The sequence below is a fragment of the Streptomyces lomondensis genome, assembly GCF_014651035.1.
GTDB classification, from domain to species: domain Bacteria; phylum Actinomycetota; class Actinomycetes; order Streptomycetales; family Streptomycetaceae; genus Streptomyces; species Streptomyces lomondensis.
This window is the reverse complement of the sequence record NZ_BMWC01000014.1, coordinates 132,432-155,305: the sequence shown is the minus strand read 5'-3', so window position 1 is coordinate 155,305 and position 22,874 is coordinate 132,432. Positions and strand designations below refer to the sequence as shown.

Sequence of the window (22,874 nt, the reverse complement as noted above, 5' to 3'; positions counted from 1 at the left end):
AGCCGCTCAACTATCCCCATACGACGGTCAACGAGCTACCGCCAATCAAGACACCGTCTTAGACCGTGTCCTATGTGGTGAGGCGGACGTTGACCCGGCTTGGGGCGGGGAACGTGGAGTTGGATCGTGCCGGACGGCTTGTGGGGTATCGCGAGGCCGCTGACCCCAGAGCAACGAGCACGGCCACAGGGCGGCGGAACATCGAACACCCCTGATGAGACGCTGTTCGCGGCCATCATCTACGTCCTGGTCAGCGGCTGCGCATGGCGCCAACGTCCACCGTGCTTCGGCATATCGAAGTCGACGGCTCACCGCCGATTTCTGATCTGGTCGGGAGCCGGCGTCTGGGGCCGCCTCCACGAGGCCGTGCTGCACCGTCTCGACGACGCCGGCCTCATCGACGTCACCCGCGTCGTCCTCGACACCGCGCACGTCAGGGCTAAAAAAAAGGGGGCGAACACACAGGCCCGAGTCCCGTGGACCGGGGCAGGCCGGGTTCCACGATGCACGTCCTGTCGGACGCGAACAGACTGCCCCTTCTCGTCGGTATCTCGGCCGGCGACATCCACGACAGCGAAGGGCTGAAGCCCATGATCGAGGGTCACCAAACGAGACACGACCCCTACCGCGGCCGGCACTTCAAGCCTCAGCCCCTGCACGCTGACAAAGCCAACGACCGGGCCGACCTGCGCAGATGGCTGCGGTGGAAGCGGATCGGAGTGCGCATCGCCCGCAAAGGGACCAAGTCCAGCGAACGATCAGGACGCCCCCGCTGGGTCGTCGAGCAGACCATGTCCTGGCTGTCCGGCTACCGAAGACTCAGCCCCCGCTACGAACGCAACCCCCGCAACTACCCGGCCTTTCTCGGCCTCGCCGCAGCCATGTGCTGCTACAAGCGACTCGCCCGCCTCACCACACAGGACACCGTCTAAGGCGATACATGGTGCCTGCGGAGCTGTCAGCCTGCCAGCCGAGCTTTCCAGATCTCCTCGCTGGGCCATTGCCGGGCCCAGTCGGCGGAGACTTCTGCGTAGTCCCGCTGCGCAGGCTCGGGTGCTTGAATCTCAATCAGGTCTTCCACGACGAAGCCGCAGCCCCGCAGCAGACGGAGCATCTCACCGTGCGGCAGGACGAACTCCACGTGATTCCCCCAGTCCAGCCGCGTCAGGCCGAACTGGCCGCGGCACAGAGTGGTGGATGCCGGCCCCTCGGGCGGTACACACAGCGCGAACAGCGGTGAGTAGCGCGAGAACAGCAGCAGGCCTCCAGGTACGAGAAGCCGGGCTGCCTCCGGGATCCACTGGTAGGGGTCACACCACAACGAGGCGCCGTACTCGCTGATCGCCAGGCCGAACGTGTTGTCCTCGTAGGGCACCTTCTCAGCATTGCCCAGGACAAGGGGGAAGTCGATGCCGAACTCCGCCTGCATGGCGCGAGCAGTGGCGAGCTGCTTCTCCGAGAGGTCGATCCCGACCGGGTGGGCTCCTGCTCTGGCCAGCCAAGCGGAAACGTAGGCAGTACCGCAGCCCAACTCAATGGTGCGCATCCCGGCAAGGTCGTCGGGAAGCAGGGAAACCTGCGACTCAGGGGTTGCCCACAAACCCCAGGACGGTTCCGCCTGCGCCCAGTGATCGCGGGCGAGCGGCCCGTGCCACGCAGCCGCCTCTTCATCCCAAAAGCGTCGGTTCTGCTCCACATGGTCCGCCGGGCCGTCATGAGTCATGGAGACATTCGATCGAAGATGCCGGCGTTCCGGCAACGGAATTACAACTCAGCAGCTCCGTCGCCAACGGGCAGCCAGGACGATGGTGAGGCCCCTCAGGCGCGCACCACCCTCTGCGGCACGAGTGGCTGCCGATAGCTCCGCCATCTGGTCCTCGTCATCGGCGCAATCCACGTCCAAGCTGCGCGTTCTACCCCGGAAGCTCGGCCACCACCATGCAGTAGGCGTTGCTGCTTCTCGGTGGCACATATCTTGCGAAGAGCTGCCTCTTGATCTTCTTGATGCGGTTCACGGCGCCTTTCGTGCCGCCGGAGCTCCACTGCAGACTGAGTCCGGCTGTCACGGCATCAAGGTCGCGGCGCAGGTGCCTCGCGACGCGGGTAAGGCCGGGCAGTTGGCTGGCCTCGACGGTGTCGATCCAGGCAGGGAGCATGGCGCGCGGCTGGTGAGCACCTCGGCGAAGTCGTGGATATGTCCGGCGGCCGCGTCCGGCTCGGGGCAGTTGGTCAGGACGTCCTTCAAAGCGGCGCGGTCCTGCTCGCTTCTTACAGCGAGCCGTTGTCCGAGTGTGCCGCTTCCGACAGCGACAGTGGGTCGACGGTCAATGGCTTGTGTTGCGGCGTCAGTGTGTGCAGGCATTTTCGGTTGGGCAGCGAGGCCGGGGGGGAGGGCGAGGCGATGGTGCGCCGGTGGGTGATGGCCAATCCGCGCCGGAAGGGCGGCGGCTCGGGAAGGCCGCGCAGGGGGCGGCGGAGCGCGCGCAGCAGCTGGCGGCGATCGGCCCGGACTGGAACTGCCCCTGGCCTGCTGGACTGACAACGCCGCTACCGCGTGCTCGCCGACTTCGCCGACGCCGACAGCAGCCTGCCGGCCATCGAGCCGGGCGTCCTCTTCGAGGACGACAATCTGGGCGAGCGGCTCGCACGGCGACGGGAGGCGGACATCTGGACCCACTTGTCGGAAGAGCGACGGCGGCGGCTGTCCGAGCTGGGCGTGACACACACTGAACGGCCCGCCGCAGCCCCGGCTGCCAAGGATGCCGGGAAAAAGGGCGCCGGGAAGGTGTCAGCAGCCTTCCAGCGGGGCGTATACAGGCTCGCGCCCAGCACATCGCCCGCCCGGGTGTCGACAACCCGATTTCGCGTGGGCATGTCGAACGCGTCGTCATCGAGGGCCAGGAGCGCGAGCACAAGCTGGGGAGGGGTACGCGCCCGGACGCACGAGACCCTCACCGACCAGGATCGGTCGCGTACGAGTCGGCCCTCGTCCTTTCGGGCGGCGGCGAACTCCACCGCGACGCGCACTGCGCCCACGCCACCTAGGGCCTGCGCAGCGCGCTCCGCCTACGCCCACGGAGCCAAGGACAAGCAATCGGATCTGCATACCCTGCGGTCCGTGGTACCGTCGCGATGGCCTGACTCGATGCGGATGTCCGCCGCCCTGGAGTTGAACACCGGCGGAGCAACCCGCAGACCTACGACTACCGCAGAAGCATCCACTCCCTGGTGGAGGAGCGAGCCCGCATCGCGCCCGACGCCCCGGCCCTGCGGTTCCTCGGCCAGGAAACCACCTACCGGAGCCTGGAGCGGCGGGCGAACCGCGACGCGACTGCGCGCACACGGCGCCGGCCCCGGCACCACGGTCGCCCTCTGCATGACCCACGCCGTGGAGTCCGTGCTGGGGATCATGGCCATCCTCAAGTCCGGGGCGGCCTACGTCCCCTTGGACCCCGCTCACCCCCCTGAGCGGCTGGCCTTCATGGACGCCGACGCCCGCTGCGGCCTCGCCTCGGCCCAGAGCTGGACCGCCGACTTGCTGGACGGGACCGGCCTTCCGGTCTTGCTCTGCGACGACGCCCCGGACGAGGAACCAGGCGACGCCCCGACCACCCGGGACGGCACACCTCCCGCCCCACCGGCCGTCGGCCCCGCCGACGTCGCCTACGTCCTGTACACCTCGGGCTCCACCGGAGACCCGGAGGGCGTAGTCGTGGAACACGGAGGAGTGGTCAACCGGCTGCTATGGGACCAGAAGGCGTTCCCCACCCGCCCCGGCGGCCGGATCCTGCACCACACCTCGCTGGGCTTCGACATCTCCGTATGGGAGATCCTCGCACCGCTGGCGGCAGGCGCCTGCCTCGTCCTCGCCCCGCCGGCCGATCTCCGCGACCCGCTGTCCCTGCTACGCCTCGTCGAGAACGAGTCCGTCACGGCCGTCGGACTTACACCCTCGCTGCTCCGCGCGCTGCTGGACGCGGGACTCGACGACCAGGCGGGCCGCTCGCTGCGCTATGTCTTCTGCGGCGGCGAACCGCTGCCCACCGAACTGGCCTGCCGCACCGCCGACGCCACCGGCGCGGAGGTCTTCAACTTCTACGGGCCCACCGAGGCCACTGTCGATGCGACCTTCTGGCGCTGCAGCCCCGATGAGCGGACCCCGGTGACCCCCATCGGCCGCCCCATAGGCAACTGCACCGTGCAGGTGCTCGACCCGCAAGGCGCCCCGGCAGGGATCGGGACGCCCGGCGAACTGCTGGTCGGCGGCCCCGGCCTGGCCCGCGGCTACACCGATGGCGTCGCCACTGACCGGGCCTTCATCATCGTCACCGACGGCGGCACGGCACGGCGCATGTACCGCACCGGCGACCTGGTGGCCTGGCGCGATGACGGCGGGCAGGGCTGCAGCCCCGGGACATCGAGAGTCGGCGTAAGGGCCATGGACCGTATCCGTCCCCCGGCTCACCACCCGCTCAGCGTGGATCGACCACGGCAGCGAACTCCCCCTCCTGAAGAGGACGTTGATGCGACTGGAAGTCGACCGACTGCCGCCGACCGCTGGACCTGGCTCGTCATCACCGCCCACGCCCAGCTCGGACTCACCCGCCCGATCGCCGAAGACCTCCGCCAGCCCCGCCCGAGTGCGCCGGGGGTTCAGGAACTCCGCCCGGCCCGGGCCTGGCCTCAGCCCGTGCACCCCAACGAGACCATCCTCGAACGCGACCAGGCCAGACCGCAGAGCCGCGGTCCCGGGCCTATCGGTCGCGCCGGGCAGAATAAAGCCCCGTGAGCCTCCACTTCGAAGTCGTCTTCACCTGCTTCCTCCGGGACAACACGCCCGACACCGTCCTGGAGGCCCTACGTTGGCACCTCGGCCTGGTCCCCGAGCGCCCGAGTTGGCTCGACGCGGACGAGCACACGTACCCAGTGCTCGCACCGGACCCGGACGGCCGCCTGCCCGGAGGAGACTTCGCGTCTCTCCGGCGTCAGTCCCGAGGCTTCGCGGCCGGTCGCGAGCTCTACGCATGGGGGGTGTTCAGCCGCAACTACTGGCTCGATGACGAGATGGGAGAGCTGGTGACGATCCTTGACCTGCTCGCCCCCCACATCGAAGAGCCCGGTTACGGCGGATACTTCCGCGAGGAGTACGACTCTGAACCGACCGTCTTCACCTTCCAGGACGGCACCTACGGGCCATTGAAGCTCTGACCGAGGCCAACCGCTCGCCAGCGGTACAGGGCGGGCGCGGACTCGAACGCACCCGTCACTCGTTGTCCCGCCGATTCAGCCGCACGCAGCCCCACGTGCCTGTCACGACGACCAGCGCTGCCAGGCCGCCGATCGTCCCTCGGTACGAGCCGCTTTCCAGGTCCACTTCCATGTCCGCCACCGGACCGGCTGCGCCCTTGGGGTCGTACAGCACGCGCAGTTCGTCGCCTGGCTCGACCAATTCCTTGTCGCAGCCGTCGCCCTCCGACAGCTGAGGTGAGATCGCCCGGCCGTCGCGGGTGCGGAGCGTGCACTTGTCGGTCTTGCGGTTCTCGACCTCGACCACGACGGCCTCGGTCCACCGGCCCCGTTTTTCCAGTGCCCGCTCGTCGCCGGCCTGTTGGGTGATGATCGCCAGCACGACTGCCGCGACGAGGGCAACGGTGAGCGCGAAGACGGCTGGTTTCGGCGTCTGCTTGTGAGGGACGTGGCGAAGCCAGAAGGCCGGCACCAGGACGAGCGCCAGCGGTATCAGCAGCGCGGAGACGAGGAAGGCCACGCCGCGCAGCAGGGCCGGCAGTGGCAGCACCGGCGCGAGCCACGCCAGGCCCACCGAAGCCGCCACGCACACGCTGTTGAACAGAAACCAGTGAATCGGGCCCGTACGGCGTCGAGGAACAGCGTTCCCGGCCGGCTGGGCCGCTCGATCGGCTCCTGCCGCGAGCCCGCGTATGTCCCTGTCCCCCGCCATGCGCTCCCTCTCCGCCTGCGTCGAACTGTCGACGGACGAGCGTACGGGGTGCGAAATCGACACTGATCAACGAGGCCCCGTCAAGTGACTACTGGACGACGACCCAGTCCGATTCACCGTCCCCTTCCGCAATCTCTGGGGGCCGTCGTCCGCCTGGTACGCCGGTAGGAAATCACGCACAGGCGCGACCAGTCGTAGACAAGTGCCCCATGATCGACGCACATGAGCTACAACTGATGCCCTTGCCAAGGAAGCACCACCGGGGACGTGGATGACGACTACCTCCGCACCGCCACCAGGGGATGACGCGACAGAACGGACTGCCGATGTCCCCCATCAGAACGCTGGACAACAAGCAGATGCGGCAGGCACACCGAGAACAGCGGACGAGATCACAGAGGAGGAGAAGACCAAGCGAACGCGTGCTTTACGCAAGTTGCGGACATGGTTCCTCATGGCAGTTCTTCGCCGTGATGCCCACCCTGGGCCAGCACGTCAGCGGAATGCAGAAGACGGACTACCAGAACCCGGGCCTCTACGTCCTGGCAGCTAAAGCCGATCTCTTCGTAGTCTCCATGGGCTTGGCTGCCAACGCCCTGGTCCAGTCCTACGACCGTGAGCGCAGCGAAGCCTTGAACTTCTGGGGCATCGTCAACGTCCTTGTGCTGGCCTTCACCACCTTCCTGGCGGCGACGGCCAACGCCGACGGAGTGAACGAAGCTCGTGTCGGCTTCCAATCCTTGATTGTCCTCGGCATCACTCTCGTGAGCGCTGGCCGAACCACATACTTGTGCGAGCGAGAGGCGGCGAAGTAGTGGAAGACTGGATCTCCTGGCTTGCCCTGGCGCCCGTGGCTCTCTCAGCCGTCGGCGCCATCGCCTACGAGGTGCTGGGGCGCCTCAATGTCAGCGCTCGCCTGCACACCTTGGTCACTGCCTTACTGAGGTTCATGCCTACAGCGCACCGCCACCTGCCGCGAAAGCGCCACGAGGATGCACATGATGAGTAACAGCAGCGCCAGCGCCTGGGGCAGCTCGGAATCGCGCCGCTCCCGCCTGAGCAGGGGCCGCCCGCGATGACAAACTCGAAGTGTTCCTGACCTGAAGGGGCTTCGCTTCCCCCAGTGGACGGCTCAGCCCCTCGTCGTCCTTGCTGCTGAAGCAGACAGCAACTTGTGGGTGTGCTGGTGTAGTCGCCGTGCTTCCTCGACGGTGAACCCGGGCCCGTGGGGACTGAGCGGCTCGCCCTGCACGAAGGCGCTGAGGGGTGCGGTGGGCGGGTCGTCCAGCACTTTGAGGATCGGCATCATGGCCTCCTCGACCGACTGGGCGGTCCGGCGGATGACCTCGATCTGCGCCAGGGTGTCCGAGGCGTATTGCCCCGAGAAGCTGGTGTTGACCGTTCCCGGGTTCAGCAGCACGTACCGCACTTTGGTGTCCGGTCGACGGTCCGCGAAGTCGACGCCGAGCAGGTCATTGAGCCGACCGCCTTGCATGAGCGCCCGTTGCCCGTCGTACTCCCGGGTGAGTTGCAGGTCTTCCCAGTGGATTGAGCCCTGGCCGCCGGGGCCCGCGACGTTGAGGATGACCGGGGCGTCGGCGGCTTCGAGCAGATCCGCCAGCCCGTGGCTCAGCAGGAAGCGGCTGAGGTAGAAGTGCGCGAAGGTGTTCTCGAAGCCTTCGGCCGTGACCAGGCGGGTGGTCCGGAAATGCCGGGCGCACAGCGCCAGGGTGTCGACTCTGGCAAAGGACGACCGGACGCGGTCGATCGCTGCTCTGGTCTCGGCTATCAGGCTGAGGTCGGCATGGACGAAGTGTGCTCGCCCGGCCGCGTCTCGTTGCCGCGCGGCGTCCAGCCATGCCTTGCCCTTCTCCGCGTTGCGCCCGACGACCACCACCTGGTGCCCTCTGTCCAGGTAGTGGTGGGCGACGGCCTTGCCGATGCCGTCCGTGCCGCCGGTGATGACGTGAGTCTTCATCGCACTGTCCCTTCGTCGTTGCGGCGGCTCACAGGAAGCGGGCCGCGATCTTCTCCGGGGTGACGTGGATGGTGACCAGTTCCGGGAGCGTGGCGTACGACTGCGGGTTGCGTTCGGCGTAGGTCCTGCCGGTGTGCTTGACCGCCAGTTCGTCCAAGCGCTCGCGGGCTCCCGCGCTTTCGAATCGGGCGGTGCCGCTGATCACCGCGTATCCGTAGGGCTCGTCCGGCGGGTTGACCGTCACGCTGAGTCGAGGATCACGCCGCAGATTGCGCACCTTGACCTTGTCCACGCCGGTCACGAAGAACAGGTTGTCGCCCTGCCTGCCCACCCAGACGACGGACTGGTGCGGACTGCCGTCGGGCTGGAGGGTCGCCACGGTGACGAAGACCCTGGAATCGAGGGCTTCCTTCAACTTCTCCGACATGTGGACCGGGCTCACGTATGACTCCTTGGGTGGGGGACCCGACTTGACGGCCGGCGCACCGGACTGGCCGCCACAACTATGTGGCACTTGATTGCCAACTTGCAATACTCATGTGACACCAGCTGGGTGAACAGCCCCACTTCTGGGTATGCTTCCGTCACGATGAGAGCTGACGCGGCACGCAACCTGGACGCGGTCCTGCAGACCGGAGCACACCTGCTGGCACGCGACCCGAGCACGAGCGTCGCGGCGATCGCGGCGGCGGCGGGCCTCGACCGACGTACCGTCTACCGCCGCTTCAAGACCCGCGAGGCACTGATGGCCGCCGTCTACGTGGCCAAGCTCGATGCCTGCGAGAAGGTCGTCGCCCAGGCGCGGCTGGCGGAGGCCCCTGTGGCGGTGGCACTGCACCGGTACGCCGAGGGCATCATCGCCGCCAGCAGGCGGTGGCCCGTGAACGTCCAGCAGGCGGACGACGACGCGATGGCCGCCCGCCTCCAGCGACTGCTCGAGCAACTCGACGCCTTCATGGCGCGTGCGGTCCGCGAGGGTGTCATCCGGCCCGGTCTTCCTGACCGCTGGGCCCGCTCCCTACTCGTTCACCTCACCAACATTGCCGCACACGAGATGCCGGAGCTGTCCCCTGCCCAGGGAGCCGACATGGTGGTCCAGTCCCTGATCGCCGGACTCGGCGCCACCTGACCCGGCCGGCCCAGCCGCGCGCCGACGGGTTTCGAGGGCTGTCGTCCGACCTGCATTACCGCTCATCTGCCTCCCCCGGGCTGCGCGGCGTGCGCAGCGTGCAGATAGCTGCGGCATGGAAGTTGCCGCGCGCCGTCTCGGCGACTGACGCGCAGGCGTCGCCGCTGGCGGACTAGCCCGCCACGCCGGTGCAGATCTGCTTGCGGCCGCCTGAGTAGCGGCTGGTCTCCAGGCAGGCCTGCACGCCGCTGTTGGCGTACGCGGAGGGTGTGTTGATGCCCGGGTTGCCCCGGACGCCGGGAGTGGCGTGCAGGACGTTGAAGTCGGCGTCCTTCAGGATCGCGACGTCTGACTGATTGAGCGGCAACAGGTGGTTCCTGTAGTTGTGCACGTTGGTGTGGTACAGCGGCCCGTTGTCGTCGATGCACCGCACCACGCGGATGAAGACCCCGTCGTCGGCGCGGCTGGGCTGCTCGGCGATGACCACGCACACGGCGGCCTGCGCTGCCGATGCCGGGCTGTGGGCGTGGGCGGATGTCGTCGTGCCGGCCAGCGCCAGGCCGAGCAGCGTGCAAACGATCGAGCGCGGCGTTGTCATAGGTTTCCCCCTGGATCGGGCAGGCGGGCCGCGTGGTCGGGGGCGGCCCGCCGCGGTGACTGTGCGCCTGTGATGTCCGGCGCGCCGCACCCTCACACCGAATCTGTCGCCGCGTCAGCCGAAGAGGTGAAAGGGGGCGTGCCGGGCAACCTTGACCGCCTGGTCCGGTGGCGCCGCCCTTCAGGCGGCCCAGCTCTCCCCCTGCGGGCCGGTCACCTCGACGGCGTCGATGTCGGCCGGCAGCTCCCCGCCGACGGAACCGCTGATGCCGGACAGGGCCTGAGCCAGGACAGCATGGGCGGTCACCCGCTGCGGCAGAGCCTCCCGGACGCCGGCCCCGCAGGATCCGCTTTCCGCAGGGAGTTTCGTCACTGCGCGTCCTGATCCCCGGGGCGCCGATGAGTTTTCCGTCCGTCGGGCGTCTCAACATCAGCAGCTCACGCCACAGCAGTACAGCCCCTGTGCGAACCTATGCGACGGAGAGAAGGACATGTCCGCACCCCAGCAGCCGACAGCCAAGACTGAACGCGTCGTCTCCGCCGACGGCACCGAGATCGCATTCGAGACGTGGGGCAGCGGGCCGGCCGTCATCCTGGTGGCCTCCGCCCTGGCCGACCGCTCCGACACCACCAAGCTCGCCGCCCTCCTCGCCGAGCACTTCATGGTGATCAACTATGACCGGCGCGGCCGGGGCGCCAGCGGCGATGCCGACAGCTATGCCGTCGAACGCGAGATCGAGGACATCGCCGCCCTGATCGAGCACGTCGGTGGGTCGGCATCGCTGTTCGGCTCGTCCTCCGGAGCGGTGCTCGCGCTGCGTGCGGCCGCAGCCGGACTGAATATCGACCGCCTGGCCCTGTACGAGCCGCCGTTCGTGGTGGCGGACGGCGACGACGGCCCGCCGCGAGACCTTGCGGAGCAGGTCGCGGCGCTGCTTGCACAGGGCCGTGACAGCGACGCGGTCAAGTACTTCATGACGAAGGTGCAGGGCATGCCCGGCATCGCCGTGCTCTTCATGAAGCTCATGCCGAAGATGTGGGCGAACCTCACCAAGCTGGCACCCACCCTGCCCTACGACATCGCGGTCATGGGCGACACTCAGCAGGGCAAGCCGCTCGACCCCGACGAGTGGAAGGGCGCGGCTGTGCCCATCCGTGTGCTGACCGGCAGCAAGAGCCCTGCCGCCTTCCAGCGCGCCGCCAGCGCCCTCACCCAGATCCTGCCCCAGGCCGACCACCGCTCCCTGCCCGGCCTCAACCACGGCGCCGTCGTCATGGCACCGAAGAAGATCGCTCCGCCGATCACCGAATTCCTCAACGGATGAGCTTGTCGTTCATGCAGTTCGGCGGGGCAGCGGCGCAGCCGGGCGGCCCGCCGCTTCTCACCCAGTGACGCCCTCGGCGATGCGCCTGCTCAGCTCCTCGGCCGTCAGGCTGCCCGGCTCGCGGCTCCGGCGCACGCTCTCCTGGGCGGCGTGCAGCAGGGCCTCGTTGACCGGGGTGGGCACGCCGTGCTCGCGGCCGAGGAGGACCATCTCCCCGTTGAGGTAGTCCGTCTCGATCGATCCCGCGCCCCGCGCCAGACTCTGCCAGGACGAGCCTCGCGTGGGCTCGCCGGCGATCGGCTGCGGGTCGACCGTCCCGCTGCGCAGCTCGGTGATCTCGGCTTCGCTCGCGTAGGCGATGCCCGCGGCGTCGAGGGCCGCGGCACCCTCGGCCTTCGCCCGGGCGACCAGGTCCCGCGCGGTGGTGCCCGAGGCGGAGCCGCACACGGCCTCGACCACGTTGGCGAGGTTGCCGAGGAGTTTGCCGTACTTCCAGCGCATCACGTCCGCCACCACCGGAGCCAGGAAGCGGGACTTCTCCAGGTCGTCCGCGATCCGCCGGGCGGTGTCGTCCGGGCCCGTCCCGTACCGGCCGATGACCAGGGCGCCGGTGTACGGGCCGCAGGGTGCGACGACCTCGCCCGGGTTCAGGTGGGTGCTGGGCAGGATGACGCACACGCCGTACACCTCGCGGAAGCGGCGCAGCGCCAGGCGCTCGTTCTCCACTCCGTTCTGGGCGCACACCAGAGGCAGGCGTTCGCCCGCCGTGCCTCCGCCCGCCACGGGCCGCGCGGCCCAGGCGTCCAGGGCGGCCACGCTGTCCTGGGTCTTGACGGCGAGGACGAGCACGTCGTCGTCGCGCAGTTCGACGTCCTCGGGCCGTGCCACGACGGGCACGTCGAGGGTGAGCGTGCCGGTGGGGACCGTGAGCCGCAGGCCGTTGTCGCGCAGCGCCTGGAAGTGTGCGCCGCGGGCGACCAGGACGACGGATCGGCCGCTTTCGTGCAGCCGCCCCCCGATCGAACCGCCGACTGCTCCGGACCCGATGATGACGTAGCGCATTCCGCTCCCTGGTTTTCAGCTTCAGTGTGTGTCGATCGCGTCGTCCGGGTCCGGGACTCCGCGCTCACGCAGGGGACACGTTCCCAGCACCGGGATGACGGCTACGCGAGTGGGGCGACCAGCGCGTCGGATTGATTCGCCCGCCGAAGTGCGTCCGCGACGAATCCGCTGGCCTTCAGCTCTTCGATCAGGTCCCGGAGGAACTGGACGGTCTGCGGCCGTCGGGTCCTGGTCGTGCCCAGCGCCTGCTGGATCTGCATGAACCGGCCCTCGATCAAGCGGAGTTCGGGATGCTTCCCGACGAACTCGGTCATAGGCTGCCTGATACCCGCCGCGACCTCCAAGTCCTGAGCCAGGAACACGTCCGCTCCTTCCTCCCCGCGCACCAGGGTGGCGTGCCGAAGGGTGCGGGTGAGGAAGAGGTCGTAGGCAGACCCTCGCTTCACGCCGATGCGCACGCCCGGGCTGTCGACGTCAGCGGTCGTGGTGAGGGACGAACCGTGACGCACTGCGAACACGCCCTCGATCACGACGTACGGTGCGGTGAAGGCGACTTCGGTCTCACGTGCGGGCTCGATCGCCATGAAGCACAGGTCGGCCCGGCCCGCCGTCATCGCCTCGTACGACTTCCGCGCCGCGTCGAAGCACACGAACTCCACCGGCACGTCCAGCCGTCTGCCGACCTCACGCGCGATGTCGACCGTGACGCCGGTCGGCGCCGTCGGTGTGCCCTGAGCCAGCACCGGATTGCCCAGATTGATCGAGACGCGTAACGCGGCGCTCGGCGCCAGGTCCTTGATGACAGCAGTAGGTATCGTCACGCAGCGGAGTGTAGTTCTCGCCAGTGGCATGGACCCCGACGGCGGTGGGCTCCTCGGAGAGAGACAGGCCTACGCCGGGTCGACGTCGGTGTGCAGGAGGTGGTGGTCCGAGTGGGGGGTGGGAAGGACGCGGTGCCTGAGGGGGGTGATGCCTCGCAGGAAGACGTAGTCGAACTTGCTCTGCCAGTCGGTGGTCGGCTGGCAGGTGCCGGTGGGCGAGGGGTGGCACTGGGGGTCTGTGTCCGTGGCCAGGGCCCATATCGGGTCGAGTTCCGGGGCGTCCGGCACGGCGTTGAGGTCGCCGAGAACGATCGCGCGGTCGTGCCGGGCGACGTCCGCGGCGAGTACCCCGGTCTGGCCTGCTCGGACTGACTCTTGGCGTCGCTGGGCGAGGTGGGTGTTGAAGACGCGGACGGGCCGGCCGCCCACGAGGGTGGTGACGGCCATGTATCCACGGTCCTCGGATCCGCCCTCGGGATATTCCACGTCGATGTGGTCTGTCATCGGTGCTGCCGAGAGGATCGCCTGCCCGAAGGCTCCCGGATTCCAGGGCGCTCCGCCGCAGCGGCCCCAATCCTGGAGAACCGTCCCGTACTTGACGTGGTAGACCAGCCCGTGAAGGTTCTGCAGGTAGTCGCGGATTCTCTCGACGTCGCGCACGCACGCTTCTTGCAGGCCGATGACCTGGGGGGCGTACGTGGCGATCTCCGCTGCCCGGTCGACGTTGCCGGCGTCGCAGGGGTTGCAGATGTTCCACGTCATGACCCGGTTCGGTACGGCGTCCCTGACGGCTTCGACGGGCCGCGCCCCGGCGACGGCACCGCTCGGTGCGCTGGGACCGACCAGCACCATGCAGAGCATGGCCATGGCGCCTGTGAGCAGCCGCGCGCCCCTTGGGAGCACCATCGCCTCCTTGACGTGGCTAGGTGTGGCGTCTGAGGTCTTCCTCCCTGAGGTTATGAGACGGGGTTGTGAACCATGCCTTGGAAGGGAAGAAAAGGCTCAGTTGATTCTGGGCGAGCGTGGCAGAATGCCGGCATGGTTTCGATGCGAAAGGGCAATGCCGCGTAGGCGCCCGAAGGCCGTCCGCGCCGAGCGGTGGCGGCCGCCCAAGCACCTGCCGGTCCGTCGGATTCCGTCCGTGTCGGCACGAACTCGAGCCGCGGTGCGACGCGTCGAGGCCCGATTCCTGCGGCCGGACGCCGTCGCTGATGCACTGAGCCGGTTCGAGCGGGCTTTCCAGCAGCCGGGACGGTATCTCACAGACCCTTACGAGAGCCCCGGCATCGAGATCGAAGACGGTCGAGACGACCTGGACGTGGCCCTGCGGCACCTGCCCCGAGGGGCCCGAGCCGATCTGGGCCGCCTGGTGGAGCGCATCGACGAGGAGTTCGAGCGCCGTACGCTCCCGGACCCGGGCTGGGCGAGCGAGTGGACGGCGGGGCGCTGGTGGTGGTGGCGCCTTCGGGAACGGTGAGTGCGGGTCCTTCAGCACGGCTCCCTCCGTGGCGCGTTGCGGAGCCGGGTGGTGTGCTGGTTGATCTCGATCGCGAGGGGGGCGGCCGTGAAGACGGAGGAGTACGTGCCGATCGCCAGGCCGATGAGCAGGGCGAGGGCGAAGTCAGTGAGGGTGTCGGTGCCGAGGACGGCCAGGGCGGTGAGGATGAGCGCGGCGCCCATGCCGGTGTTGACCGTGCGGGGCAGCGTCTGGAGGATCGCCTGATTGGTCAGGAGCGGCAGCGGGGCTTTGCGGTCGCGCCGCCACAGCTCCCTGATGCGGTCGAAGACGACGACGGAGTCGTTGACCGAGTAGCCGATCACCGTGAGCAGCGCGGCCAGGAACACCCCGTCGAGGGGCTTGCCGAGCCAGGCGAAGACGCCGACCAGGATGACGACGTCGTGGGCGAGCGCGGCGACCGCGGCGGTGCCGAACAGCCAGCGGAAGCGGACGGCCAGGTACAGCAGTTGGGCGGTCAGGGCCACGCCGAGGGCGATGAGGGCGTTGCGGCGGAGCTCCTCGCCCAGGCTGGGGCCGATCAGTTCGTCGCGGATCTTCTCCGTGTCTCCGCCGAGTGTGGTGAGGGTACGGGTGACCGTGTCCGCTTGCGCGTTGGTCAGGCCCCCGGTGCGTACGGTGAGGGCGCTGTCGCCGGAGGACTGGACGACGGCGCGTGGGAAGCCGGCGTCGGCGAGTGCGGTGCGGGCGCGTTCGGGGTCGACGGGGCGGGTGGTGGTGTATTCGATCAGGCGGCCGCCGGTGAACTCGACGCCTAGGTCGAGGCCGCGGACGGCGATGCCGGAGGCGGCCAGGGCCAGCACGGCGGCGGAGACGGCCAGCCAGCGGCGTGGCCGGCGCACCAGCTGGGGCTGGGAGCGCTCGATGCGGTCGCGGACCCGGCCGGCGGTGGCCAGTCCGGTCAGGTGGGGACGACGGCGCACCCACGGACGGGATGCGGCGTGGTCGGCGAGGACGCGGGTGACGACCAGGGCGCTGATCATGGAGGCGAGGACGCCGATGCCCAGGGTGACGCCGAAGCCGCGCACGGGGCCGGAGGCGAGGAGGAAGAGCAGGCCGGCTGCGATCAGGGTGGTGATGTTGGAGTCGGCGATCGCGCTGAAGGCGTTGCGGAAGCCGGCGGTCAGGGCCGAACGGGGGCTGGAGCGGCGGCGGTTGGTGTGCTCCTCGCGGGCGCGTTCGAAGACCAGCACGTTGGCGTCGACGGCCATGCCGATGGCCAGGACGAACCCGGCCAGGCCCGGCAGGGTGAGGGTGGCGCCGAGAGCGGCCAGGGCGGCGTAGGAGATCAGGCCGTACGCGGCCAGGGCCAGCACCGCGAGGGCGCCCATGAGCCGGTAGACGGTGATGATGAACAGTGCGGTCAGGGCGGTGCCGATGACGGCGGCCCAGGCGCCGGCGGTGATGGCCTCGGCGCCCAGGGTGGGGCCGATGGTGCGCTGTTCGACGGTCTCCACGGGGACGGGCAGGGCGCCGCCGCTGATGAGCAGCGCCAGTTCGCGGGCCTCGGTGCTGGTGAAGGACCCGGTGATCTGGGTGGTGCCGCCGGTGATGCCGGCTTCGCAGGGCACCGACGGGTCGACCTGCGGTGAGGAGATGATCTTCTCGTCGAGGACGATGGCGATACGGCGCGCGGGATCCCCTGCCGGGTGGCAGGCGGCCTCGCCGGTCAGCCGGCCCCATGTCCCGCGGCCGGAGGCGTCGAAGTCGACGGTGACGTGCCATCCGGCGCCCGTCTGCGGGTCGAACCGGGCCTCGGCTCCCTTGACGTCCTGTCCGGTCAGGGCCGCGGGTTTCAGGCGCAGGAGCCGGCCGGACTCGTCCGGCAGGACGTGTTCGCGGGGCCGCTTCGGCCGGGGGTCGGGGGCATCGTCGGCACCGCGGGCCGCGGCGGATACGGGGTGGACGGTGAGCTGCGCGGTGCGGCCCAGCACGTCGGCCGCCTGCTTCGGGTCCTGCACGCCGGGCAGTTCGACGATGATCCGGTTGCTGCCGGAGCGGTGCAGGGTGGGTTCGGCGACGCCCAGCGCGTCGATACGGCCGCGCAGCACCTCCAGGGTGCGGTCGGTGGCCTCGGGGCCGGCCTCGGCGGTGGGCGTGGAGCGGGTTTCGAGCACGATCTGGGTGCCGCCGCGCAGATCCAGGCCGAGGCGGACCGGCACGGTGAAGGTGATGTACAGGGACAGGGCGATCACGGTGAGAGCGAGCAGGGCTCTCACCCGGGCGGAACGAATCAAGCGGGGCCTCCGGCGGGCACACCGCGGCGGCGGCCGGCGCGGCCGCGGTGAGGGAACAGGGTGGGGTCAGATGCCGGAGGGCGGGGGCGGTGCGCGGCCGCGGTCTGCCGGTGCCGGGTCCGTGAGGAAGGCCGCCGGTGACGGCGATGCCGCCGGCCGGGCGAGGTGGCGCGGGGCGGTGGCTTCGGCGTCGGCGAGGGTGGCGAACTGCCCGGGCGGGGATGGGCGTTCGCCGTGCTGCTCGTGCCGGGTCGCTGCCTGGAGGACGCAGGCCGTGGCGCATCCGTCGTCGGCATGTCGGCCGGTGCCGGGGGCTGCGCCGACCACACCGGTGGGTACCGCGTCGGCCGGTGCGAGGCGTGGACCGGCCGGGATCACGGCGGTGAGCAGCATCAGCAGCAGGGCTGCCCATGCGGCGACCGCTGCGGCAGGGCGGTCGCCGACGGTGGCACCGGGTGCTCGGGGGGCCGGCTGAGGAGTGGGCGGCCGGGCCTCCCGGCGGTTGCGGCGGCTCATGGTTCGATCAGGCCGGCGCGGATGGCGTAGCGGGTGAGTTCGAGGCGGTCGCGCAGGCCGAGCTTGTGGAGCAGGTTGGCGCGGTGGCGCTGGACGGTCTTGATGCTGATGAAGAGCAGATCGGCGATCGCCTGGGAGGAGTGTCCCTCGGCCACCAGCTTCAGGACCTCTTCCTCGCGAGGGGTGAGGACCTGGTCGGGGGTCTCCTCGCCGTGGCGGGCCCGGTCGAGGTAGTTGCGGATCAGGGCGGTGACCGCACCCGGGTAGAGGAAGGGCTCGTCGCGCATCGCGGCCCGGCAGGCGGCGACCAGGTCCCGGTCGGCGACGGACTTCAGCACGTACCCGCTGGCGCCGGCCTTCAGCGCCTGGAAGAAGTACTGCTCGTTGTCGTGCATGGTGAGGATCAGGATGCGCAGGCCCGGCTTCAGGCCGGCCAGTTCACGGGCGGCCTGGAGGCCGGTCATGCGCGGCATGGCGATGTCCAGCACGGCCAGGTCGATGTCGTGATCGCGGACCCTCTCGATCGCCTCCGCCCCGTCGCCCGCCTCGGCGACCACCTGAAGACCCGGTTCCTGATCGAGGATGAGCCGCACGCCACGGCGTACCAGGGCGTGGTCGTCGGCCAGAAGGATGCGGATGTTCTCGGTCATGAGGACGGCTGCTTCCTGGGCAGGGGCACGGTGAGCTTGACCTGGGTACCGGCGCGGGGTGCCGGGGTGATGTCCAGGGTCGCGCCGATGAGCAGGGCGCGCTCGCGCATGCCGAGGATGCCGGCGCCCTCGCGGGGGGCCTTGATGCCGCACCCGTCGTCGGTGACGGACAGCACCACACGGGCGTCGGTGTGCTCCAGGGTGACGACGACCCCGGCGGCGTCCGCGTGGCGGGCGGCGTTGGTCAGCGACTCCTGGGCGACGCGGTAGAGGACCAGCTCCGTCTCCGGCTCCAGCGCGGGCAGGTCGGCGGCGAAGCGGCGGGTGACCTGGAGCCCGGTGTGGGTGGCGAAGTCCTCGGTGAGCGAGGTCAGCGCGCTGACCAGGCCCAGGTCGTCCAGCACGCCGGGCCGCAGCCGGCGTACCAGGCGGCGGACCTCGTCCAGGCTCTCCCGGGTGATCTCCTGCACCTCGTGCAGGTCCTCGCGCAGCGGTCCGGGGGCGTCGTCCGCGGCGCGCTTGAGTCCCAGCAGGATCGCGGTCATGCTCTGCCCGACCTCGTCGTGCAGCTCCTGGGCGATGCGGCGGCGTTCGGCCTCCTGGGCGAGCAGGACCCGGCCACTGCTGGCGGCCCGCTCCTGCTCCAGCCGCTCCAGCATGGCGTTGAAGGTGCGGATCAGCTCGGCGACCTCCCCGCCGCCGTGCGCGGACAGCCGCTGCCCGGGCCGCAGCAGGTCCACCGTGGTCATCAGCCTGGTCAGCCGGTCCAGCGGGGCCAGGCCCCAGCGCAGCAGAGCGGCGTTGGCGACCAGCATCACGGCCAGACCGCCCAGCAGAATGATCGCCTCGGTCAGCAGCACCGGCACCGAGACGGTCACCGGAGCCCACAGCAGCAGCGCGGTGGCCGTGCCCAGGACGACGGCGTTCAGGGCGAAGATCCGCCAGAACAAGGACACCGGACGTTACGCCTCCTTCTGAGATGCGGCCTTGCCTCCACTGTCGGGCATCACGCATCCCGGACGAGCCGCCGCGCCCGGCCGCCGGCCGAGCCTGGCCACAAGCCTGCCCGCTGCGACGCGGCCGGGTCGATGGGGCCTGGCCCCCATTTCCCGCGGCACGGCCTGCCCACGCCCTGGTGGCCTGCATCCTCCGGTCTGCCGCAAATGGGGCCCGCGCCCGATGGGGATCCGCCCCGGAGGCGGCCAGGGTGGAGGCATGACCACGCAGTCGGAGCATCGCCCCCAGAGCTCCCAGAGCTCCCAGAGCCCCCATGGCTCCCAGGGCTCCCAGGGCTCCCAGGGCTCCCAGAGAAAGAGGCCTGCCGTGTCTGTCGACGCACCCCTCACCGGCCCCCGCCCCGAGCGCATGACCGCACACGACGTGCGCCGGCGTCTGGAACACGCCCGCAGCACCCGGCTGACGCAGTTGCACGCCCTCGACGAGACGGGGCAGGGCGGGGACGATCACCTGATGTCCATGCAGCGCAGCGCCATCGAACGCGTCCTGAAAGAGATCGACGAGGCGTTCGCACGCGTCGAGGACGGCACCTACGGCAGCTGCCTGGGCTGCGCCGAGCCCGTCCCCGCGGAACGCCTGGAGATCCTGCCCTACACCCCCTACTGCGTTGCCTGCCAGCGCCGCGCCACCGCCTGACCACCGGCAAGCCGGTCCCCGCCGTTCCTCTCCATCGCTCTTTGCCCAGGGGGTGCAGTGGTGAACGACCAGATCGTCGCCGACCGCGTGACGCGCCTGTCGGCCGAGGACCTCGCCGCCCTGCGTGCGAACCTCACCGAGCAGCGCCTGTTCCGTCTGGAACAGCTCCAGCAGCTCGCCGACGCGGCTCCCTCCCGCGCGGACGACCTGCGGCGGCACGACGCTCCCTCCCAGGTCGAGGTGCACGTCATGCTCGCCGCCGCCGCGCGCATGGTGCTCACCGACGTCGAAGCAGCCCTCCGACGCATGGACGAAGGCCGCTACGGCACCTGCCGGCTGTGCCGGGGCCCCATCGCGCGCGAGCGGCTGATGATCGTGCCGCAGGCCCGCTACTGCGCGCGCTGCCAGCACGTCAGGGAGGCCGGCCGATGACCGCACAGCACCGTAGGGGCGCTCGTGCGGCATGGCCCTGGGCGTGGGCATCGGCGCGCGCCGCTGCGCGTGGTGCCGGACCCGCACATCGCCGCCGTGCGCGGCGCCGCCCGGCGCCTCCGGGCAACCCAGGTCCGCCCGCCCAGCCGCATCCGACGATCGATGGAGGGACACCATGGACCGCGGCATACCTCCCGCGCAGCCGCCCCCGGAGGAACTCCCCCGCCGCATGCTGTGGCTTCTGCGGCGCCACCCGCTGCGCCGCCGCACCGACCTGCTCCAGGCGTGGATCGGCCTGGGCCTGCTGCTCGCCGTGCCGGCCGTCACCCCCGCCGCCGTGATCCTGGCCGGCGACGCCGCCCACCGCCACTACACCCGCACCGCCCGGCACCAGGCGCTGACCCGGTACGAGACCAGCGCGATCCTCCTCCACGACGCCCCACGCCACCCCGAGCCGGGATCGCCCGAGGCGAAGAAGACGCTCTACCCGGTCAAGGTCCGCTTCACCGACCCGGCCGGCCGGATCCACACCGCGGAGACCGACGTACAGCCGCGGTTGGCGGCGGGCAGCACCGTCCGCGTCTGGGCCGGCGCGGACGGAAGCATCACCGATCCGCCGCTGACCGCCGAACAGGTCCGCAACCGCAGCATCGCGAGCGCCGTCCTCGCCGCCCTGGCAGTCCCCGTGACCGCCGTCATCGGCTACGGCGCCGCCCGCCACGTCCTGCAGCGGCGCAACCTCGCCGGCTGGGACGCGGACTGGGCGAGAACAGCACCCCGCTGGACGATCTCCCCCTGACCCGACCGCGGTCGCCGGCGGTGCCGACACGCAGCCGCGGCGGGTGGCGTTGTTCTCCGGGGGCGAAGGCGCGGCGGTGGGAGCGATGAAGATCCCGATCTTGGGCAGACAGCGGAAGTGATCTTTCTGCCGGTCCCATGAGAGGGGGCATGTCGTGACCGCACCTGTGCGTCCCGCACCGCCTGCGAAGCGTCGGCGCGGGTTCGATCTCCGCTCGACCACCCTGTTCTTCGTCTTTCTCGCTGTGCTCGTGAGCGTCGTGGGCCTCGCCGTCCGGATAGTGGCAGGGGCCGTCGAGCGGCGCCCGGCCTGGGTCTTCGTCCTGGTCGCCGTGGGGGTCACGGCCTTCGCGGGCCTGGGACGCCGGTGGCACCTGGCGAGAGCGGCGCGCCGGGCCGCGGCGGCGCTCGACGAGGCGGCCCGGGAGGTGGCCGACGAGTGGGAGGCTCGGGCGCTTCCCCGTCAGCGCCCGGCCGCCGAGGTCGCCGTCGACTACGACGCCCTGACGGCCGAGGAGTTCGAAGAGGCGGTCGCCGGCCTCTGCGCACGCGACGGTTGCTCCGACGTCGACGTCGTGGGAGGTGCCGGGGATCTGGGTGCCGATGTGGTGGCCGTGACTCCCGACGGGCGCCGGCTGGTCGTCCAGTGCAAGCACTACGAGGACTCCCACCGGGTCGGCTCGCAGGATCTCCAGCGCTTCGGCGGTACGTGCTTCACCGTCCATGAGGCCGACATCGCGCTGCTGGTCACCACGAGCGACTTCACCACGCCGGCGCTGGAGTACGCCGACCGGTGCGGGATCGTCTGCGTGGACCGTGAGGGCCTACGGGCATGGACGGACGGCACCGGTCCCCGGCCCTGGGAGGGCGGGCCGGGAGACCGGCCGGCGGAGCCCGTCAGTGGAAGGGGTCGAGGGTGAGGTAGGCCTGGCGCGGGTTGCCGTCGTGGACCAGGGACTCGTGGTGGCCCACGTCGTCGAAGGCGAACGCGTACGCCTTCCCGTCGGCCATCTGCGCGTGGATCTCGCGGGCGTAGTGGTTGGTGACGTCGTCCTTGTAGAAGGCGTCGGCCGTGGCATCCGGCTGGTTGGGGTTGACCAGGAGGGTGGAGCGGTTGAATCCGGCGCACAGCGTGCGGGAGATCGGGCCGCGTACCTGGTCGTTCGGTGCGTCGAGCCTGCGGTGGCAGCCGAATACCGAGGCGGCATCCGGCTTCTGGAAGCTGGTGACGGTGGCGCCGGAGCCGTCGGTGAAGTGCATGACGCCGCCGGAGACCCGGCCGTGGTACTTGGTGCCCGGCCGGTCGGCGAACGGGGTGACCGTCAGGGTGGAGGTGGAGTACTTCTGCCAGACGCGGTTGACGTAGTCGTCCATGACGGTGGCCGGCAGGGCGCCGGTCTCCAGCCCGTACAGCGGTGACAGGGCGCGCAGCACGGTGCCGTCGGGGCGGGTCTGGATCAGGCCGGCCCAGCCTCCGGGCTGCCCCCTGAGGGCGTTGAAGAAGCCGGTGTATCCGCCGGGCTTGAGCCGGCCGGTGCTCGCGGTGGTGCCGTCGGCTCGCTGCACCCCCACCGCGTACGGCGCGGAGAACATGTCGACCTGTGTGCTGTTGATCCACAGGCCGGAGTCGTTGAGTGTGTACTCCGACCAGTTGAACAGGATGTTCCGGTTGGGGTCGGTGGGGTTCTGCACGGCGGGCTGGACCAGGCCTCCGGTGGTGAGCCTGAAGACGAGTTTCTGGCCGTAGGAGAAGTAGACGCGGCCGGAGAACTTCGGGATGCGGATCGTGGTCGACTGTCCTGCCGCCGGGCCGGGGATCGAGGCGTCGGGGGCGGGTGTCGGCGGGTTTCCGCCGGCCGGCCAGGGGTGGAAGGTGCCGTTCGCGTCGGCCCAGCCCTGGCGTCCGGTCGACAGCTCCGTGCCGAGGTTGTAGAGGTACACCTGCTCGCCGCGGGCCGAGTTGTTGGTGATCTTCAGGGGGATCGTCGCGGGGACCGCGGCGTGGGCCGGTGCGGTGGCTCCGGTCGCGAGCAGTGAGCCGGCGAGGGCCGTGGCGAGGGCCGTGGCGAGGGCCGACCCCACTGCTCGAGCCCGGCGTCTGAGTGTCCGTAACATGCTCTGCCTCCGTTCGACGAGGGGCCGATCCAGGTTTTGAGAGCGCTCTCAGAGTTGCGCGTTGGTACAGACATGTCAATGAGTCT

General features: G+C 70.0%; 26 protein-coding genes. 11 read left to right on the top strand and 15 right to left on the bottom strand.

What is annotated here, in order from left to right:
* Positions 1-99: 99 nt before the first annotated feature.
* Positions 100-932, top strand: a protein-coding gene (locus tag IE255_RS34235) for an IS5 family transposase (protein ID WP_190054299.1) whose coding sequence is annotated in 2 segments (ribosomal slippage) — positions 100-441 and positions 444-932 — 831 coding nt in all. Because the reading frame shifts where the segments join, the coding sequence is not laid out codon by codon here.
* Positions 933-958: 26 nt separating this feature from the next.
* Here IE255_RS34235 and IE255_RS34230 read toward each other — a convergent pair.
* Both IE255_RS34230 and IE255_RS40480 read right to left on the bottom strand, forming a co-directional pair.
* Positions 959-1,723, bottom strand: a complete 765-nt coding sequence (locus IE255_RS34230; protein ID WP_190054298.1) for a class I SAM-dependent methyltransferase — start codon at positions 1,721-1,723, stop codon at positions 959-961.
* 190 nt (positions 1,724-1,913) lie between these two features.
* Positions 1,914-2,156: a transposase gene (locus IE255_RS40480; protein ID WP_190054297.1), complete on the bottom strand. Its 243-nt coding sequence runs from the start codon at positions 2,154-2,156 to the stop codon at positions 1,914-1,916.
* 716 nt (positions 2,157-2,872) lie between these two features.
* Here IE255_RS40480 and IE255_RS34220 point away from each other — a divergent pair.
* Together IE255_RS34220 and IE255_RS34215 are read left to right on the top strand one after the other, a co-directional pair.
* Positions 2,873-4,789, top strand: a complete 1,917-nt coding sequence (locus IE255_RS34220; protein WP_372487595.1) for an amino acid adenylation domain-containing protein — start codon at positions 2,873-2,875, stop codon at positions 4,787-4,789.
* On the top strand, positions 4,786-5,208 hold the full coding sequence (locus tag IE255_RS34215; RefSeq protein WP_190054296.1) for a hypothetical protein: 423 nt from the start codon (positions 4,786-4,788) through the stop codon (positions 5,206-5,208). The genes IE255_RS34220 and IE255_RS34215 overlap by 4 nt, the downstream gene beginning before the upstream one ends.
* Positions 5,209-5,263: 55 nt before the next feature.
* Here IE255_RS34215 and IE255_RS34210 read toward each other — a convergent pair whose 3' ends face one another.
* Positions 5,264-5,833, bottom strand: a complete 570-nt coding sequence (locus tag IE255_RS34210; protein WP_190054295.1) for a hypothetical protein — start codon at positions 5,831-5,833, stop codon at positions 5,264-5,266.
* Between the two features lie 596 nt (positions 5,834-6,429).
* On the opposite strand from IE255_RS34210, the gene IE255_RS34205 reads away from it, so the two are divergent.
* A complete protein-coding gene (locus IE255_RS34205) occupies positions 6,430-6,774 on the top strand; it encodes a hypothetical protein (RefSeq protein ID WP_190054294.1) in 345 nt (114 codons plus the stop codon).
* Between the two features lie 317 nt (positions 6,775-7,091).
* Here IE255_RS34205 and IE255_RS34200 read toward each other — a convergent pair whose 3' ends face one another.
* Together IE255_RS34200 and IE255_RS34195 are read right to left on the bottom strand one after the other, a co-directional pair.
* Positions 7,092-7,937, bottom strand: a complete 846-nt coding sequence (locus IE255_RS34200) for an SDR family NAD(P)-dependent oxidoreductase (protein ID WP_190054293.1) — start codon at positions 7,935-7,937, stop codon at positions 7,092-7,094.
* Positions 7,938-7,965: 28 nt separating this feature from the next.
* Positions 7,966-8,379, bottom strand: a complete 414-nt coding sequence (locus IE255_RS34195) for a PPOX class F420-dependent oxidoreductase (protein WP_229906710.1) — start codon at positions 8,377-8,379, stop codon at positions 7,966-7,968.
* A 147-nt stretch (positions 8,380-8,526) separates the two neighbouring features.
* Between IE255_RS34195 and IE255_RS34190 the strand changes: the two genes are divergently transcribed.
* The gene (locus IE255_RS34190) at positions 8,527-9,066 is read left to right on the top strand and encodes a TetR/AcrR family transcriptional regulator (RefSeq protein ID WP_190054292.1); all 540 of its coding nucleotides are present in this window, start codon (positions 8,527-8,529) and stop codon (positions 9,064-9,066) included.
* A 172-nt stretch (positions 9,067-9,238) separates the two neighbouring features.
* Here IE255_RS34190 and IE255_RS34185 read toward each other — a convergent pair whose 3' ends face one another.
* Positions 9,239-9,664, bottom strand: coding sequence for a hypothetical protein (locus tag IE255_RS34185; protein WP_190054291.1), 426 nt, complete (start codon positions 9,662-9,664; stop codon positions 9,239-9,241).
* 180 nt (positions 9,665-9,844) lie between these two features.
* Positions 9,845-9,970, bottom strand: coding sequence for a hypothetical protein (locus IE255_RS40045; protein ID WP_267975126.1), 126 nt, complete (start codon positions 9,968-9,970; stop codon positions 9,845-9,847).
* Positions 9,971-10,154: 184 nt separating this feature from the next.
* Here IE255_RS40045 and IE255_RS34180 point away from each other — a divergent pair, with 184 nt between their 5' ends.
* Positions 10,155-10,988, top strand: coding sequence for an alpha/beta fold hydrolase (locus IE255_RS34180; protein WP_190054290.1), 834 nt, complete (start codon positions 10,155-10,157; stop codon positions 10,986-10,988).
* Positions 10,989-11,045: 57 nt separating this feature from the next.
* On the opposite strand, the gene IE255_RS34175 is transcribed toward IE255_RS34180, so the two are convergent.
* From IE255_RS34175 to IE255_RS34165, 3 genes are all read right to left on the bottom strand, one after another.
* A complete protein-coding gene (locus tag IE255_RS34175) occupies positions 11,046-12,050 on the bottom strand; it encodes a ketopantoate reductase family protein (RefSeq protein WP_190054289.1) in 1,005 nt (334 codons plus the stop codon).
* A gap of 101 nt (positions 12,051-12,151) precedes the next feature.
* Positions 12,152-12,871: a transporter substrate-binding domain-containing protein gene (locus tag IE255_RS34170; RefSeq protein ID WP_190054288.1), complete on the bottom strand. Its 720-nt coding sequence runs from the start codon at positions 12,869-12,871 to the stop codon at positions 12,152-12,154.
* A gap of 69 nt (positions 12,872-12,940) precedes the next feature.
* The gene (locus tag IE255_RS34165; RefSeq protein ID WP_190054287.1) at positions 12,941-13,777 is read right to left on the bottom strand and encodes an endonuclease/exonuclease/phosphatase family protein; all 837 of its coding nucleotides are present in this window, start codon (positions 13,775-13,777) and stop codon (positions 12,941-12,943) included.
* A 235-nt stretch (positions 13,778-14,012) separates the two neighbouring features.
* Here IE255_RS34165 and IE255_RS34160 point away from each other — a divergent pair, with 235 nt between their 5' ends.
* Complete coding sequence (locus IE255_RS34160) at positions 14,013-14,348, top strand: hypothetical protein (protein ID WP_229906709.1); 336 nt, start codon at positions 14,013-14,015, stop codon at positions 14,346-14,348.
* 11 nt (positions 14,349-14,359) lie between these two features.
* Here the strand turns inward: IE255_RS34160 and secD are convergent, their stop codons facing one another.
* The 4 genes from secD to IE255_RS34140 all read right to left on the bottom strand — a co-directional run bounded on the left by secD (position 14,360) and on the right by IE255_RS34140 (position 18,746).
* Positions 14,360-16,624, bottom strand: coding sequence for a protein translocase subunit SecD (gene secD, locus IE255_RS34155; protein ID WP_190054286.1), 2,265 nt, complete (start codon positions 16,622-16,624; stop codon positions 14,360-14,362).
* 66 nt (positions 16,625-16,690) lie between these two features.
* Entirely contained in the window at positions 16,691-17,140 is a 450-nt protein-coding gene (locus IE255_RS34150; RefSeq protein WP_190054285.1) for a hypothetical protein, read from the bottom strand.
* Positions 17,137-17,790 carry a response regulator gene (locus tag IE255_RS34145; protein ID WP_190054284.1) on the bottom strand — a complete coding sequence of 218 codons (654 nt, stop codon included), beginning with the start codon at positions 17,788-17,790 and terminating at the stop codon, positions 17,137-17,139. Before IE255_RS34145 ends, IE255_RS34150 begins: the two co-directional genes overlap by 4 nt.
* Entirely contained in the window at positions 17,787-18,746 is a 960-nt protein-coding gene (locus IE255_RS34140; protein ID WP_190054283.1) for a sensor histidine kinase, read from the bottom strand. Before IE255_RS34140 ends, IE255_RS34145 begins: the two co-directional genes overlap by 4 nt.
* 367 nt (positions 18,747-19,113) lie before the next feature.
* On the opposite strand from IE255_RS34140, the gene IE255_RS34135 reads away from it, so the two are divergent.
* From IE255_RS34135 to IE255_RS34120, 4 genes are all read left to right on the top strand, one after another.
* Entirely contained in the window at positions 19,114-19,443 is a 330-nt protein-coding gene (locus IE255_RS34135) for a TraR/DksA C4-type zinc finger protein (RefSeq protein ID WP_190054282.1), read from the top strand.
* A 57-nt stretch (positions 19,444-19,500) separates the two neighbouring features.
* Positions 19,501-19,875 carry a TraR/DksA family transcriptional regulator gene (locus tag IE255_RS34130; RefSeq protein ID WP_190054281.1) on the top strand — a complete coding sequence of 125 codons (375 nt, stop codon included), beginning with the start codon at positions 19,501-19,503 and terminating at the stop codon, positions 19,873-19,875.
* 175 nt (positions 19,876-20,050) lie between these two features.
* On the top strand, positions 20,051-20,674 hold the full coding sequence (locus IE255_RS34125) for an Rv1733c family protein (RefSeq protein WP_190054280.1): 624 nt from the start codon (positions 20,051-20,053) through the stop codon (positions 20,672-20,674).
* Between the two features lie 154 nt (positions 20,675-20,828).
* Positions 20,829-21,593, top strand: a complete 765-nt coding sequence (locus IE255_RS34120) for a restriction endonuclease (protein WP_190054279.1) — start codon at positions 20,829-20,831, stop codon at positions 21,591-21,593.
* Here the strand turns inward: IE255_RS34120 and IE255_RS34115 are convergent.
* Positions 21,571-22,788: a glycoside hydrolase family 64 protein gene (locus tag IE255_RS34115; RefSeq protein WP_190054278.1), complete on the bottom strand. Its 1,218-nt coding sequence runs from the start codon at positions 22,786-22,788 to the stop codon at positions 21,571-21,573. The two genes, IE255_RS34120 and IE255_RS34115, sit on opposite strands and share 23 nt — an antisense overlap.
* Positions 22,789-22,874: the final 86 nt, after the last annotated feature.